Below are 14,841 nucleotides of genomic sequence, written 5' to 3'. Positions count from 1 at the left end.
CGTGTCTACAATAGGGATTTGATCTCGTCGCGGATGGTGTCGTAGATGCCAAAACCGGATATATCGAAGATGAGATCTAGATCATTTTGAAGCAATTGCAGCGAATAGTCCTCACCCAATTTCTGATTGATTTCATTAAGCGATGTACCACCTAAGCGGTGAGCGACTTCATTTCTCAGTTTAACTAATAATTCGAGTTTCGGTATTAACCGTTGATAAGTTGGTAACTCAGATTGCTCTTCTAGGATGACCTCAGTTATTGTCTGATAGGCCCAACGACTAGGGTTATTTAGTTTGACTCCTTTTTGAGTCATATAGGGCACAAATCTACTGTCAACACTATTAAGCTTGTCCACCCAAGGCTGATTAACGGCAGTATTGCCATACGCTCCATCAAAGTATCCCCCCGTCCGACCTACACGTTCCTCAGTTTTTATTCTGAACAAGTTTTCGTTTAAGGTGTATAATTTATGTAGGGTTTCTAAGTAGCTATGTTGATGAATACTAATTTTAACGGATAGGTACAGGTCCTCTAATTTATTCTGGTCGGTATTGATTAAAGCATTCAGGTTTGGCCAAAACCGCTCTATTCTCTCATCTTTTAATAGAACGTCGATATTTGTTTTAACTTGATTATGCTGCATACTTAACCGACGTGTCGCGTATTGAGCTAAATGGCAAACCGTCTTGTCGCCGTACAGCGATTTGTCGATGTACGAAAAGTCATAATCAGCCAAATGTTTTCTAATTTTTTGTTGATTCAGCACATTGACAAATCGGCGCGGGAAGTCAAGTTCCTGAATAGCGTGTCCCTCTGCATTCTGTAGATAAATTACCCGTCCTTCAAATGTCTCAATCAGCCGCAAGGTCAAAGCCTGATTTATCTGATCAATCCCACCCTGTGGGAACAAATAGACTCTTGCAACCTCATCATTAGAAATCAGATCGTCCTTAATTCGTCGGAACTCATCGTACTGCACAGCCATATCTGCCACTGACTCGAAGCGGCCAAATTTATCAATTTCAGTTGTGGTAAAGTACTCATCTTCCCGGATCAGTTTTTCAGCTATTTCTGCAAAGAAAACAGTGTCATTATTGATGTAAGAGCGTTTCTTTACTCGCCCCTCCTCAAAGGCCTGTTCCTGATCGGTATAAACAAGCATAATGATATCAATTTGCGTAGTATTGCTTTTTAGATATTGTAAGACTGGATAAATCAGTGGAAAATCGAGAACAGGTCTGAAGAATAGCCAATTATCATCACCTATAGTTCGTCCATCAGTTCGTGGGCTAATTGTATAAAAATCAGGGAAATCATCGGAACTTCGAGCCGACACACGAAGGTCGGGGCGACCAACGGGTTGTACGTAAGTGTAAGGAGTATCCTTTCGTATTTCCGTAATAATCTCAAACCCGTTGGGCTCCAATCGCGATTTTACCAACTGAATTTCGCGGGTGCCCAGCGTTATAACTAAGTAGTTTTTCATTTCTCTTTCTCAATAGAATTCATTCATACTCATTCCCGCTCACTAATACTTACTATCGGGTGCCGTACCCAATAGTCTGATGTAATTTTCTTACAAGTCAGAGTTTTCAGAGTTTGGCTTTGAATCCAACGGCCATAATTTTGCCTTTCCCAGAAACGTCCCTGATTTCGACAGAGAGAAAATCGCCAACAGAGAGTCCATTGTAAACCAAAAATAGGCGTTCTGTTTCCTGCCCGGTTACGTATAGTTTCAGCGTCGCTTTTGCCCCGCTCACTGCTACTACTTCAGCGTTAACAGGAATCCCTTTTTTGGGCTTCCCATCAAATAGGCTTCTTTTCTCGTGGTCTTTTTTAACCCGTTCTTCTTCCTGCCGTTTGGCTTCCTGTTCAGCAGCTATTCGTGCGTTTCCGGCATCAATAATGCGTTGAGATTCTGCTTCGAGCCGTTCGGCATCCCGCCGTTTGGCTTCCTCCACGCGCATAGTCTCTGCTTTACGTTCCTGTTCGGCGGCACGGTCGGTGGCTTGGGCCTGCCAGTCTGTCCATTCGGATTCAGAGAAAAGAGTCAGCTTCAGAAAGCCCAGCGGCACACCACCCAGGGCCATTTTGCGTGATTTAGGTAACTCAAACGAATTATAACGCGTATTCCGGCGAACACCCTCGCCTAAGTCAGCCATCTCCTGCGGATAATTAATACCCGGCACATTGCGCCACTGCTCCTCAGCCCACCCGCCAGTCATGTTCAGATAGCCAGTGCCAAATCCAACCCGAATTACACACTGATTAGCTTTTAATCCAGTCATCATGCCTTTTAGCGAATCAAGATACTTGTTTGCTCCAGCGGGTAGATGCTGTGATTGGTAGCGATCAAGTTCGTTCTGAATGAGCCGCTTAGTATTGACGTTAATATCGGCCAGTAGACTAACCCACTCCATCCGGTCGCGGTGGGGGATTTTGTCCGCAATTTCGCGATACCGAGTTTCGTTGAGCCGAGCTTTCAACTCCGCCGGAATCTGCACCCGGCAAATCGTTTCGGCCCCGGCTGGAATACACTCGATGAACTGCTTTACCGAGTCCTTCATCTCTAAATTACTATTACCCAACTCGTTCAGTGTTTCGGACAATAGGCAAACTGTCTGCTCAAAGTGGATATCTCCGATGCGTAGCAAACGGAATACGTCATGGTTAGGGTCTGGACCGGTGTACTTTTTTTCCAAGGATCCACCTTTGTATTTTACTTTTCGTATGGTATGACCTGTTCTGAAATCCTGGCGATCTTCAACCTGTTTAAACGCACGAATGTCGCGGGCAGCCGTCGGATTTAGCCGAATGAGCGCGTTAAGCACTGCCGTTCGGATGGCTCCTTTTAGTGATGAGCCGGGTAATATTGGCTGTCCGTTGCCCGAAAATAGCTGTTCCCGAATGGTCTGATTGCCACCCGGTGATGATTTGCCGACTACCGACAATACCCGCCGACTGGTGTCCACTGGCTTTACACCCGGTTTTCGAGTTTCCAGATACTCCAGTAATTCAGTACCCTTCCCAATGATGTCAACCCATCTCTCAAGGTTTGCTTCGCCAATGATTTCCAGAATTTTACGCTCGTCTACAACGGCTACGGTCCGTTCATTCTGGAAGTAGAGGTATTCCGTATTTCCCTGTAGCATCCGCCCTGAACCGACATGCAGGGGTGTCAGGGTTTCGACCAGTACGTGTTGCGTGTTCATTCGTCAGCAGAGAAGAGAGTAATAGGAATCGTGAAGGCCAGCCCATCGCGCCAGACATTTTGGGTCACTTCGGGTGCATCAGGTTTCAGATCAGCAATTTTGCCGATTATTGCGCTGCCGGGCCGGTGCAGAAATAGTGAACCTTCAGTAAACATATAAATCGACTTTTTACGGTAGGTCAAATGCTCAGGCCGGTCGGGACTGGCAATGTAGCCGCCCCGTTTAACTAATCCGTAGGCACCTCCGCCCAGAAAATCAGTATTCAGTTCCGTTTGCTCCGGGCACCAGAGAGACAGTAGTAACTGATGCGTGGGTTGATCTGGCATACGAAGCGTTAGACTGGCCTCACTCACCTCAAACTGACCATTGCCAACACTTCGGTCGGTGCCAACGCCGTTATCTCCCAGACACTTCAGAGCAGCCAGCATATCGGTGTAGGCCGTGTTATCGTTCTCATTATCCTCGAAGGCAAACCACAATCCGGCGGTTTGGTTGAAATACAGGCGATCTACGTAATAAGGCAGCGGATCGTCTTCGTAATTAGCCGGAATGGTCACCCGCTGCTGTACGTCCGTAGCAAATACGGGCGCTTCGCCTAATATGCGAACGTCGGCGTGATCGCTCACAAACCGGCCGTCGGTGGTGAAGTCATCCCTCCGAAGTTTCCGTTTCCTGTCGGTAATGAGGTCTTCAAAATATGACTGCCCCAGAAAAGCCAACTTCTTATGCTTTTTGGCCTGACGTTCTTCGGCGATTTCAGTATCCAGAAACGGCTGAATGCGGGCCTGCGGTTTGGGGAAAAACAGTTCGTTGCCCACGAATGGGAACGCCGACGATATACGAAATCGCCTGAAAAAAGCATCGGTGTCGCCCACAATATCGGCTCCCAGTACCTGCCTGGCACAAACGTACAGGGCAGATTTGAGCGTATCGGCGTGTAAAACTTCCTCGCTTTCACTATAGTCGTCGGTTTTCCCTTTTGACAAGTGCAGGGGCGACCGAAAGTGCAGTTTCAGCACTTTATAGGTGCGTTCGGCCATCGGTCAGCGCAGGTCTTGAGGTACTTTAGCTTCATCAAGGGACAACTTATTTTCGTCGCCCTTGCCCTGATAAAACTCGCTGGTGCGCTCCGTTACGGATTGAATCCTGATTTTCACCTGCCCATTGCCCCGCGAACCGGAGCCACCGAGGTAATCGTCCTGAAGGAGTTGAAGGGCTTTGTAGGTTAATGACCGTAGTTCATCTTTAAACTTATCGTCATCAAACACGTTAACAACGATGTTCAAGCCAAACCGCGCACCGGCTGGCACCCGCTCAAAAGTGCGGGGCATAGCCGCCGAGGTAATCCGGTCAATGACGACTTCGGTTTTAGCTTCGGTAAACGGTAATTCTGTTCCTTTGAGGTCGTCGGGGTTTAGTAGAAAACCATCCCGGCAAATAATCCGCGACGGTCGCTGGCGGTCATCACCCCGCGCTGATCCGAAAAGAACAGTAGTCTGATGGTCGGGGTTATCACCGGGGCCGTTTTCAACTTTGCCCATTTTCTTATTACCAATGTACCCAAAGGATACCTCCAGCAGTGAACGCATCTTGCCTTTAACCGAACTGCCCGGTACATAGGGTTGCCGCGTAACGGGGTTACGGATCACCATTTTATCTGGTCCTCCAATACCCATTGATGTGTTAGAGCCGCCAATCATCAGGCCAGTGAGTGCTTCAATTTCGCCTTTGATGAGAATCTTTTTAGTTAGTTTCATATATTCAGAAAAAAGGTTTGGTTAATCGCGACCACCGGCCGCTTTATGGTAAGCAAGAATCGCTTCGATGAAATCGCAGAAATTTTCAAACCGCTCATCATCATTTGGAGTACGGGCTTTAACCGCTTCATGTGCAAGTTTCATAACCCGCTCAAAATCAGCAGCCCCTGTTGCCTGTCGGTCTTTGTCCTGTGCTCGTCTGGCAGCGTAAGCCATTTTAGGCTTCAACAACAGAAAGTCAGTACGCCCGTTCGCGAATCCACTCATCTGAATGCGCTTTATTTCGCCGAATACATTGCGGATTTGAGACGTAGTAAATTTGTTGCGTTCCAGATGAGAACCGAAACCTTCAGCAAATCGGATACAATCATCTGTGATGCCGGATTCTATCCAGCTTTTTGAAAATTCTACCTGGTTGTAAGCGGGCATAGTTATTTCTCGGTTTGTGTGTCTTCACTTCTCATTTCCAATTCTGCCCAGCGGGCGGCTACGTTCAAGAGGTCCAAAAATTTGTATATTGATCCTGTTAACGGTTGGCCCTTGTACGAGTTGTTGGTAAATAAATCAGTTTTTAACTGATCAAAAAATGCCTGCGCTTCTTTTGATTTTGCTCGTTCTCTGGCCCGGCCCAGATCATAGGCCGACATCCATCGCCAACTTGGGTTTTGCTTATTTTTGGTTTGCTCCTGCTGCATAGTATGGAGCGTACTGATTTTAGAAATCAGCGATTTTGGAATGTTTTTCTCGCCACCGATATGTCGCTTCAGGTCATTCTTTAATTCAGTAACGATCTGCCATTCTGAAAGCCCGCCATTAAATTGCCATTTCACACCCCAACCCAGCGGAGTCCCAAACAAACAAAGTGAACTTTTCTCCGCTATTATTTTACCCGCCTGATTTTTAAGGTCGTGGTTTTTGGCCCGCTTTTCTTCATCGGCCGATTGGTCGGCGGCTTTGGCAATCGGGAATTTGGGCGGTACTACCGCTACCCCGCCCGAAATGCCGAGACTATCACTCCCGCAAGTCCAGGCGGCAAAATCGGTTTGTATTTGTTGGGCAAACCGGAGTATTACGTCCCATTTTCCTACAATAAACAGGTCATCACCACCGGCGTAGAGAATAAAAGTGTACTTCCTGAAGTCGGAATCGTTCTCACGAATTTTGTTGAGATAGCCTTTGAAAAAGTAGTCAAGTGACCGGCTCAGGGTGCTATATCGGGAGAAGGTTCGCTTGCTGGTCGAAAAGCCATTTTTGAAGAGGAAGCCCAGATTATCGACATCCATCCGCAGAATACCAAGCCGTTTAAAATTCAGGCTGTCTGGACCGGTGAGTTCCTCAAAATATTTGGGTTCGCCTGCTTCGTCGCGAGGAATGGAGTTGCCGCCGTAAAACGTAAAGCCGTACCTCTGGTTTGAACCCGGTAGTTGAAAGTCCGACGATTGTGTATCATTTACACGTTGAATCAGTACATTATCAATATCTTCTTTGAGCAGACTACTGAATTTTTCAGTTTGGCCTTCACCAACAAAGTAATAATACTGACCCAAACCAAGCGGGTTAAAATGGCGGTCTATCTTTTCGCCAAACAACTCCTCTTTTTCCCAGCCAGCAATCAGTTTATTCGATTTAACAATGTATTGCAGACTTTGGCGTAATGTACGCCCCAACCGTATCTGCTCAAACGTTGGCTTCCGAACCCGTTGATTGTATTCTTCCTGATTATCGGCTGGCCCAATAGGGTAGTCTTCTTCCTGTTTACCGGTCGTTGGGTCGCGCCGAAACTCCTCATTTGTAATAGCATCGCGGCTCCCCCGGCTTTCACCACCTATCTCGCTCGGCTCGAAAAAATAAGTGTAATCAGTAGTTGCCAGCGTCTGCGCGAATCGACGTTTTTTCTGAGCAGCTAATTTCTCGGTCAAGCTTCCCCATACTTTACCAATGGTGTTGTTTCTATCTGTGCCAAACACCTGATGTTGACCGACCGGCTGGCTGTCTATAGCGAGATAGAGTTTAACGCCCTGTTCTTCGCGCAGTTTAGCCGCAATCTCCTGTTGTAAGATGGGTAATGTCTGGCGGGTAAATTTTGTATTCGGCGCCAGCAGGTAAAAACCTCCGCCTGAACTGTACACGATGTTGGCCCGGCGCAGGTTCAGCCCTTCCAGCAGATGTTCCACAATGCTGTCTACCACCAGTTGCAGGTAGAACGAACGTCCTTTCAGGTTTTTGGCCGCGCTACGACCGATAATGTCATAGATAAATGCCTGAATGCCTGATAAATCGCCACCAATCAATAGCAGAAGCTCCTCATCATTTTCGATAGCAATTCGCTCTAACTTACTACTTTCTTTAAGGTAATCGTATAGACACAAGGCTATGGCCGCTGTACTTTTTAGATGATCGTAAAGTGAAACGTCAGGCAGATGTTGAATACGACTGGGGATGGTTACCGCATTTTTTTCGAGACAATACAGCCAGGAATCGGCCAGCAGGGCAGTTGGTAAGCCTGAAATGATTTTAAGTTCATTGCCTAATACCCGCCAAAGTGTATCTCCTTCACTCGGGTCGGTCTGAGCAGGGATTTGCTCAGGGAAGAACGTTTTGTCCAGCACGACCGGACCCATTCGGAAATAGTATGGCTTAGATGGTAACAGGCTTGCGTGCAGGTTAGGGAAAACGCTTTCCAGTCTATTACCATTTTTTTGTCCGGCCAACTCCGACGTATTCGGCGCACCAGCGGCATAATCTGTTGCTAATTTAAGTAACGGATTCAGCCAATCAGTAGCACCAACGCCAATCAATTCACGAATCGATGTAATCAATTGGGGAGCATTTTCTAAATTCTGTACCCGCTCATCTTGCAGCAGCCCTGCCAGATACACCAGTTCTCTTGTTTCAGTATTCGTCATCGGGGGGTGTGGTTGGTTGTCTGTCCTGTTTTTGATCCTGTCTTTTTTCGCTTCGTACCTGCGTCACTACGCCGAACCCGGTGCTCACGCCCTTGCCTAAACCCATGTAATCGGGCATGAACACGTTGGTGTCAAATTCCACATCGAAGGTGGCCATGCGCTGTTCTTTGAATGTCAACCAGCGCACCGGCGACACCTCCCGGATGTTTACCCGAACGGTTTTGTCGATGAACCACTCTAAGCCTTTCGCCATCGACAGGATATTGCCCGTCAGGGTGCGCTCCAGCAGTTCGGTGCGTTCAATCAAGCCGGTGGCTGCTTCGTAACGGGCGTAGTTATCCTGGTTCAGGGCGATCCAATCGCGAATCCGAAACCGAAAGGTGTGCTCCCAGGCCTGCAGGTTGTACTGGTTCAGGCGCAGGTCTTTCACCTGCAGGGTTACGGGGCGGTCGCCGATGTGAATGTCCCAGGAGCGATTCTCGAAAAAATGGTGAATGTCATCAACCCCTTCGTCTACGCACACAATGGCCGGATTACGACCAATCCGCTTGTACTGAATGACGGGATACCGGTAATTAAAGCCTGCATCGCCGAGGTGGTTGTGAAAACGGATGTGCTCACGCCCTGCTTTTTCAATAACAGCCGAGCGAAAGGCGGGAATTTCATACGACTTGATTTCCGCATCAAAGCGAATAGTGAGGTAGCGGATTCGTTTCAAGGTGTGTTTAGGGAGTTAGGAATAAAGTATCAAGTAAGTAAACTTTTCGGTAAATCCATAAAATACTAAGCAGATGCACGGGCGTTACCGTTGACACCGTCAATGATCTGAAACAACTGCGCTAGTTTGCCGCTGAACAAATTGGCTACGCCTGAACTGTCAAAATCAGTGAAGGGTTGCTGATAGAGTACTTTCTTCTCCACGACGCCATTTTCTACCAAGTAGCCAATCAGCATTTTGACAAATTCGATTTGGGTCGTCGACAGTTGGTTGGTGCTGATAAACGACGAAAAAGCGGCATTGGCAGCAACTATATCCAGGCCAACAATCTGACGGACAAACTCACCCAGGGGTTTATCGCCGATAGCCTCCACAAACTGATCGGCTGATTCGATGCTTGCTTTTTCGAATAGCATCCGTTCCAGTTCGTCCAGTTCGTGTTCGGTGATGGGTTGGTTGATGCGTAATTTGCGAATGGTCAGGTGATCGCTGTTCTGGCGAATGATTTGCTCCATCCGGTCCCGGTAAGCCGCACTACTAGCATAGCCCACTATGCGTTCGTGAACGGTCTCCTCGCCGATAAATTCGTCGGTAAAGTCAGTGTACATGACCGGGCGAATTTCTTTGTCTATGTAACGGACTAAGCCGCGCATGGCCAGTCGGATGGGCTCCAGTGCTGGAATGCTTATCGACTTCCAATAGTCGATGCTGGCTACGTTGTTAATCAGTGGCATTTGATTCGCTACCTGAAAAATACTGCCTTTCTTCTGCAACCCCCGCCCAATCTGCCGCACTTTATCCACCAGGTTAGCTACCCGCTCGGTTGTGCCGCTTACCCGATTTAATTGGGTTTGCAAGAGCAGCAGATCAAACCGGCGAGCCGTTTCATCCGAGCGCTCATCGGTAATGAGCGGGGCAAGGTACTTTTCCAGTTCAGCGACATCGGCCTGGTCGGGCGTGATTCCCGCCAGTACTCGCCAGCGTCCCTCATCTTTGAATTTTATAACCCGTTCCCACTGTCTGCGGACCAAAAAGCTATCTTCGTCGAGCGATTGCACCTGACTGTGCAGTGTTTGAAACAGCATAGTTTTTAGCTCCTGCGTTGCGGCTTCGGATGGGTCGGTGGCTGTATCAGTAGGGAGCGCCAAAGCAAGCCGGAGACGGGTAATAAAGATTTGCTCGCTCAGGCTGGGTGGAATCGGGCTGCTTACCTCGTTGAGTTGCTGAGCAAAAAACTCGAAATTGCCGCAATAATCGAAGATGTTGAAATACTGTTTGTCCAGACCGGGGCCGAACAAATCGGGGCGGAGCCGGGTGCCGCGTCCAATCATTTGCCAGAATTTGGCTTTGGATAACACGCGTTTAAAAAACACCAGATTCACTACGTCGGGAATGTCGATGCCCGTATCGAGCATATCAACCGATACGGCAATCTGGAAGTCATTCTTTCTGGCATCTGTGAACTCGCTAATGACCCGTTCGGCTTCGTTACCCAGTGAATAGTCGATTAACTGGCAGAAGTGCCCTTTATAGGCGGGAAACAAGGCACCAAACCGTTCCACAATGAACTGAGCGTGGCCATGGTTCTTGGCAAAAACAATGGACTTGCCAAGTCGGTCACCCCCTTCGATTTTCAGCCCATTAGTCATCAGATGTACCAGGACTTTATCTACCGTATCGCGGTTGAATAGCCAGGTATTTAGTTCGTCGGCCTCGAAACCCTCGGGAACATTACCGTCCTCGTCGCTAAAGGTTTCTTCGTACTGCTCTTTTTCGGCATCGGTCAGTTCATCGTAATGAATGCCCTGTTGCATGAACTTAAGCGGCACCGATACGCCCCGGTAGGGTACTAAGTATTTGTCATCGACAGCTTTGCTTAGGGAATAATCATATGTTGGCTGATCGTTGGGCAGGTCAAAAAAGCGGAATGTATCCCGGTCGGTTTCATCTTTCGGCGTGGCCGTCAGGCCAACCAGTAAGGCGTCGAAATAATCGAAAATAGCCCCGTACTTTTTATAAATACTTCGGTGGGCTTCGTCAATGATAATCAGATCGAAATACCCGATGCCGAACGTTCGGCTGGCTCCCTGCCATTCGCTGTCAATTCGATTCAGGATGGTCTGGTAGGTTGAAAACACTATTCGGGCAGCGGGCGAGAAGTCCTCTTTCAGCAGATTTACGCCGGTGCAGTCGGGCAGGTAGCTGCCAAAGTTATCGCAGGCTTGCTTGACGAGGGTGCGCCGGTCGGCCAGGAACAGGACCCGCCGAACCCCGCCCGCCCGCATCAGCACATCGACCAGCGCGGCCGCCGTTCGGGTTTTGCCGCTACCGGTGGCCATTACCAACAGGGATTTACGAAATCCTTCGCCAATGTGTTCGCCAACGGCCGCAATAGCCTGCTTTTGATAATAACGATCAGCTATATACGTATTGATTTTTTGACTGCTTACCGCCTGCTGTTTGGTACGACGGGCAACGAGTAGTGTCATCTCCGACGCTTTATGAAAGCCCTGCACCTCACGGGGGCCATAACGCTGATCGTCCCAGAAGCCGGTTCTGAATCCGTTCGTATAGTAGATAAGTGGTCGGCGACCGTAGCGCTGTTCAAGGGCGTCGGCGTAACGAACAGCCTGCTGTTGACCCTTATCCCAATCGGCAGTGGCGCGTTTGGCTTCAACCACTGCCAGCGGTAAGCCATCGTCTCCCCACAAAATGTAGTCCGCTACGTTGCCAGAGCTAATTACCTCCTCGATAGATGCGTTTTCACCGGGTTCGCGTTTGCCAGGTTTGGCGGCAATGATCCAACCCGCTTCCCGTAACAGTTTGTCGATGAACAACCGCCGGGTTTCGGCTTCGGTAAAAGCGCCGGTGTAGGTTAGTAGGGCCGTGGTGTTCTGATTGAACTGGGCTTTTAAACGGGCTATTTCGTCTTCCTGAGCCTTTAGCCGCTCGGCGTGAATATCGGTCAGCAGGGTTTGCCCGGCCAGTTTGGCTTCCAGTTCGGCTCGTTCATCGGCGGTTTGGTAGGTGGTTTTGGTCGTGAGCAGATTTTCGTCGAATGGCCGAATGGCAATCCCTGTTCCGAAATAGGTTTTTACTGCCAGGGCACAAATACCGTAGAGGGCTTTCAGGGCTACCAACGCTTCGTCGGTGGTTACTTTGGCATCGCTGGCGTGAATGGCTTTGTTGCCGTAGTCTTTCAGCAGAAAAAGCTGATCTTTCAGAACCGGCGACAATAGCCGTTTGAATTCCCAGTTGCCAATCAGTTTGGCCAGCGTCCGCTCTTTGGAATCGGTGGGGAAGGTGGGTGTCAGGCGCGGGTCGTTGGTGTACATGTACATCACCAACTCCTCAAGACCTTTCCGGCAGAGGGCGGCCCCGATAACGGGCTTCACCAGCGCAAACTGCTCCGCCGACTGAGCCGTTTCACCAATTTCAGGAAGGGTTTCGGTTAAAAAAGAAAAGTTTGAGGTCATGATGGTGTAGGTTAAAGAGGTAATAAGGTGGTCATGGGGTTACGTTACCCGAAACTTTCCTGCAACAACCGCCCGAATAAGCCCTCGCTGGCAGCCATCTGCTGACGAACCACCGCCTTCTGGCGCTCAATCTGCTCGATGACGCTGGCAAAATGGGTTTGGAGGGGAAGGGGTGGAACGAAAACCTCAACCAACTTAAGTTTGGTCACATTAATACCTGCCATAATTGCTCCATTACTGATTAGGCTGATTTGATGTTCTACATGCGAACTATGTTTAAGTTGATAGTTAATGAAAAGCGAATTTACTTTTGAGGTATCAAGCCTGATCCTTAGCAAATCAGAGTGCATTATTCCTTCCATAAATCCTTCAGGATAAAGTGCACAGTTTCCCACAGTTCCCTTACGAGTCATGACTAGATCACCAGGAACCAAATTGTAAGTACGGAGTTCGTGAGCTTTAGCTGTTGTCAAAAACTCATGCGTTGGCAGAAGAAAACTTTTGTTAACCTGTTTTATTCCCCATAATGGCACGCCTTCCTTTTGGAAGCTAGTTGCATGCAATTGGGTGCCGAAAGGGCCGCATTTAAGGCCTTCCTTATAGACACTTACTAATTCTAAAGGCAGTTGTTTATAACTTTGACCATCGCCAAACAAATCCAGAAATACGCTTTGGGCGAGTTTATCGTAGTGGGCCAGGAGTTGACGGTCTTTCTGGAGCAGGGCGTCGGCGTGGTCCAGCAGGGCCGCAATCCGGCTTTGTTCGGGGAGGGGCGGCAGGGGGATTTCAATATTAGCTATGTCTTTTGGGTATAGATGAATTCCCTTTACCAATTCTTTTAATTGCCCTCTACCATTAGGAGACTGTAAATAATAATGAATCAATTCAGGGACGACTTTATTATTTCCACGTATTACAGTCCATTCTCCAGTAGCAATAGCACCTACTACAGAATCCTCTGCAAAATATATTTTTGATCCTACGTGAGTGCTGCTATGAGCCGCATTCAATATTAAAATGTCTTTGGCATGAATTGCTTTAGCACCATATTTCTTTAAAAAAGTTTGGTCTATGAAGCTTTCGTAATGATTTTTAAATCTGCGATTCTCATCAACATCTTTGATTTTTAGAACAGGATGTCCACTAGTTCTTTGTTCTCCTTGTGCAGGTGTTTTGCCATTAAAAACAGAAGAGATCTCGCCGAGGGTAACGGTTTTAGTCATGGTCTTTGTAGGTTGAGTTAGTTCGTTTCAGATTGTTGAAAAAGTTGCCGACCTTTTTCGGTTAGTACGTACTGGCCGGTTTTGTCAGATCCCTGGAAGACAATCAGATTCGCGTCTCGGAGCAGTTTAAGATCACGTTTAATTGTTTTTTCACTGACATTTAATCGCTCAGACCAATGAAAAGCCCGAAATATTTCGCCAGCCACAACGTCTTGTAAGATCTGTCGGAGCCGTTGCTGGACAGATTCCATTACAGGGACATTTACAGGGACATTTACAGGGACATTTAGAGTGAAATCGGGAGTTTGTTTTCTTGTTTTATTCGTTGAGTCCGGGAAAATCAGGGGTAATAGCAGATAAGGAACAGGAACCATTGTCCGAAAAATATCGCCCTCAATAAACTCCGCTGCGCGTTGGGCGTAGGGTTGGACGTAGCGCGTTACATTCCGAACGCCCGACCCTAAGCGGTCCATTAGCCCAATTTCGCGGAAGAAATTGGCGATGTTCGGGTTCTTCGGATAGGGGGTAAAATTATTCGGGTCAATTGGCCCGCTGTGATACGTCCGGTTGGCATTTTCGAGCACCACTTCCGCTGGCTCAATGACCAATCGGGCTACATGGGCGCTGCTATATTCACGGTGTACGAGCAGGTTCACAATCACTTCCCTGAAAATCTTATCGCGCAGGCTAACGCGTTGCGTACCATCCAGATAAAATGGGTCGGGCAGGTGTTTGGCCACAAAACTCATTAGTCGGTCGTAGGCATCGAGCAGGTTGCAGGCCATCCAGTCGCGGTCGTCGTAGCGGTCGGTATCAACCCGGCGCAGCAGTGCGTCGATGTCGTAGTGAGGCAGCACATTCCGAATTGTTTCATCCTTCCCAAAAATAAGAGCCGTAGCCATCGTGTAGCCTTGCTGACCGGTTTGCATATCGCGTCGCCACAAACCGGCACTCTGCAAAAGCTGTTCATCCGTTAGTGTTAACCACGGGTGGCGTGATTCCCGCAGCGATACAATCCGGCGCACCCTCGTAAAGAGATCGGCCCGTAGGTCGGCCATCTCCATGTAAGGGAAAACGAGGTTCTCCGTGTAATGACTGCTTTTACGCTGGTAAAGTACTTGCAAAGCGGCCTGATCGGTTACCCGGAAATCCCCATCTCCACTCCGGTCATATACCGTTTTCGCCACCGTATGCACCTGCGAACTCTGGGGTATATCGACGCGAATCAGGGTTTTGCCTTCGTACTCGACCAATTCAGGGAAAAGCCGGTGAATGGGTTGCAGGCTGTTCGGGTTATTGGCTACGGCAACCAGATCAGCACAGAGTTGCCGGGCGTTCGCTATGTCTAATCCCTCGGCCGTGCCATTATCGGCTACGCCAAGTAACAGTGTTCCGCCTTCTCGATTAAGAAACGCACCAATGGTTTCGATAGCATTCCCTGGCAGACCACGGGCCGCGCTTTTATACTCAACGCGAATGCCTTCGCCTGCCCGTAGTAAATCAGCAAGGGTGTGTTTAAAACTCATCGGTACGCTATACCAATTGATG

At 48.5% G+C, this 14,841-nt stretch carries 10 protein-coding genes; all 10 read right to left on the bottom strand.

Features of this window, described 5'->3' with window-relative positions:
- Positions 1 to 5 precede the first annotated feature (5 nt).
- The 10 genes from ACYVI1_RS26040 to ACYVI1_RS25995 all read right to left on the bottom strand — a co-directional run bounded on the left by ACYVI1_RS26040 (position 6) and on the right by ACYVI1_RS25995 (position 14,819).
- A complete protein-coding gene (locus ACYVI1_RS26040; RefSeq protein WP_460913919.1) occupies positions 6 to 1,487 on the bottom strand; it encodes a hypothetical protein in 1,482 nt (493 codons plus the stop codon).
- Between the two features lie 106 nt (positions 1,488 to 1,593).
- A complete protein-coding gene (gene csm5 / locus ACYVI1_RS26035; RefSeq protein ID WP_460913917.1) occupies positions 1,594 to 3,213 on the bottom strand; it encodes a type III-A CRISPR-associated RAMP protein Csm5 in 1,620 nt (539 codons plus the stop codon).
- Complete coding sequence (csm4, locus tag ACYVI1_RS26030; protein WP_460913916.1) at positions 3,210 to 4,253, bottom strand: type III-A CRISPR-associated RAMP protein Csm4; 1,044 nt, start codon at positions 4,251 to 4,253, stop codon at positions 3,210 to 3,212. Before csm4 ends, csm5 begins: the two co-directional genes overlap by 4 nt.
- Positions 4,254 to 4,256: 3 nt before the next feature.
- Positions 4,257 to 4,970: a type III-A CRISPR-associated RAMP protein Csm3 gene (csm3, locus tag ACYVI1_RS26025; protein ID WP_460913915.1), complete on the bottom strand. Its 714-nt coding sequence runs from the start codon at positions 4,968 to 4,970 to the stop codon at positions 4,257 to 4,259.
- Positions 4,971 to 4,991: 21 nt separating this feature from the next.
- Positions 4,992 to 5,399, bottom strand: a complete 408-nt coding sequence (gene csm2, locus ACYVI1_RS26020; protein ID WP_460913914.1) for a type III-A CRISPR-associated protein Csm2 — start codon at positions 5,397 to 5,399, stop codon at positions 4,992 to 4,994.
- A 2-nt stretch (positions 5,400 to 5,401) separates the two neighbouring features.
- Positions 5,402 to 7,876 carry a type III-A CRISPR-associated protein Cas10/Csm1 gene (cas10, locus tag ACYVI1_RS26015; protein ID WP_460913912.1) on the bottom strand — a complete coding sequence of 825 codons (2,475 nt, stop codon included), beginning with the start codon at positions 7,874 to 7,876 and terminating at the stop codon, positions 5,402 to 5,404.
- Positions 7,863 to 8,594, bottom strand: a complete 732-nt coding sequence (locus tag ACYVI1_RS26010) for a CRISPR-associated endonuclease Cas6 (protein WP_460913910.1) — start codon at positions 8,592 to 8,594, stop codon at positions 7,863 to 7,865. Before ACYVI1_RS26010 ends, cas10 begins: the two co-directional genes overlap by 14 nt.
- A gap of 65 nt (positions 8,595 to 8,659) precedes the next feature.
- On the bottom strand, positions 8,660 to 12,070 hold the full coding sequence (locus tag ACYVI1_RS26005; protein WP_460913908.1) for a DEAD/DEAH box helicase family protein: 3,411 nt from the start codon (positions 12,068 to 12,070) through the stop codon (positions 8,660 to 8,662).
- Positions 12,071 to 12,114: 44 nt separating this feature from the next.
- Positions 12,115 to 13,293, bottom strand: a complete 1,179-nt coding sequence (locus ACYVI1_RS26000) for a restriction endonuclease subunit S (RefSeq protein WP_460913907.1) — start codon at positions 13,291 to 13,293, stop codon at positions 12,115 to 12,117.
- A 17-nt stretch (positions 13,294 to 13,310) separates the two neighbouring features.
- On the bottom strand, positions 13,311 to 14,819 hold the full coding sequence (locus tag ACYVI1_RS25995) for an RNA-binding domain-containing protein (RefSeq protein WP_460913905.1): 1,509 nt from the start codon (positions 14,817 to 14,819) through the stop codon (positions 13,311 to 13,313).
- Positions 14,820 to 14,841 lie beyond the last annotated feature (22 nt).

The sequence above is a fragment of the Spirosoma areae genome (assembly GCF_054781775.1).
Note: the sequence above shows the minus strand (reverse complement) of the source record. Positions and strands in the feature narration are given on the sequence as shown.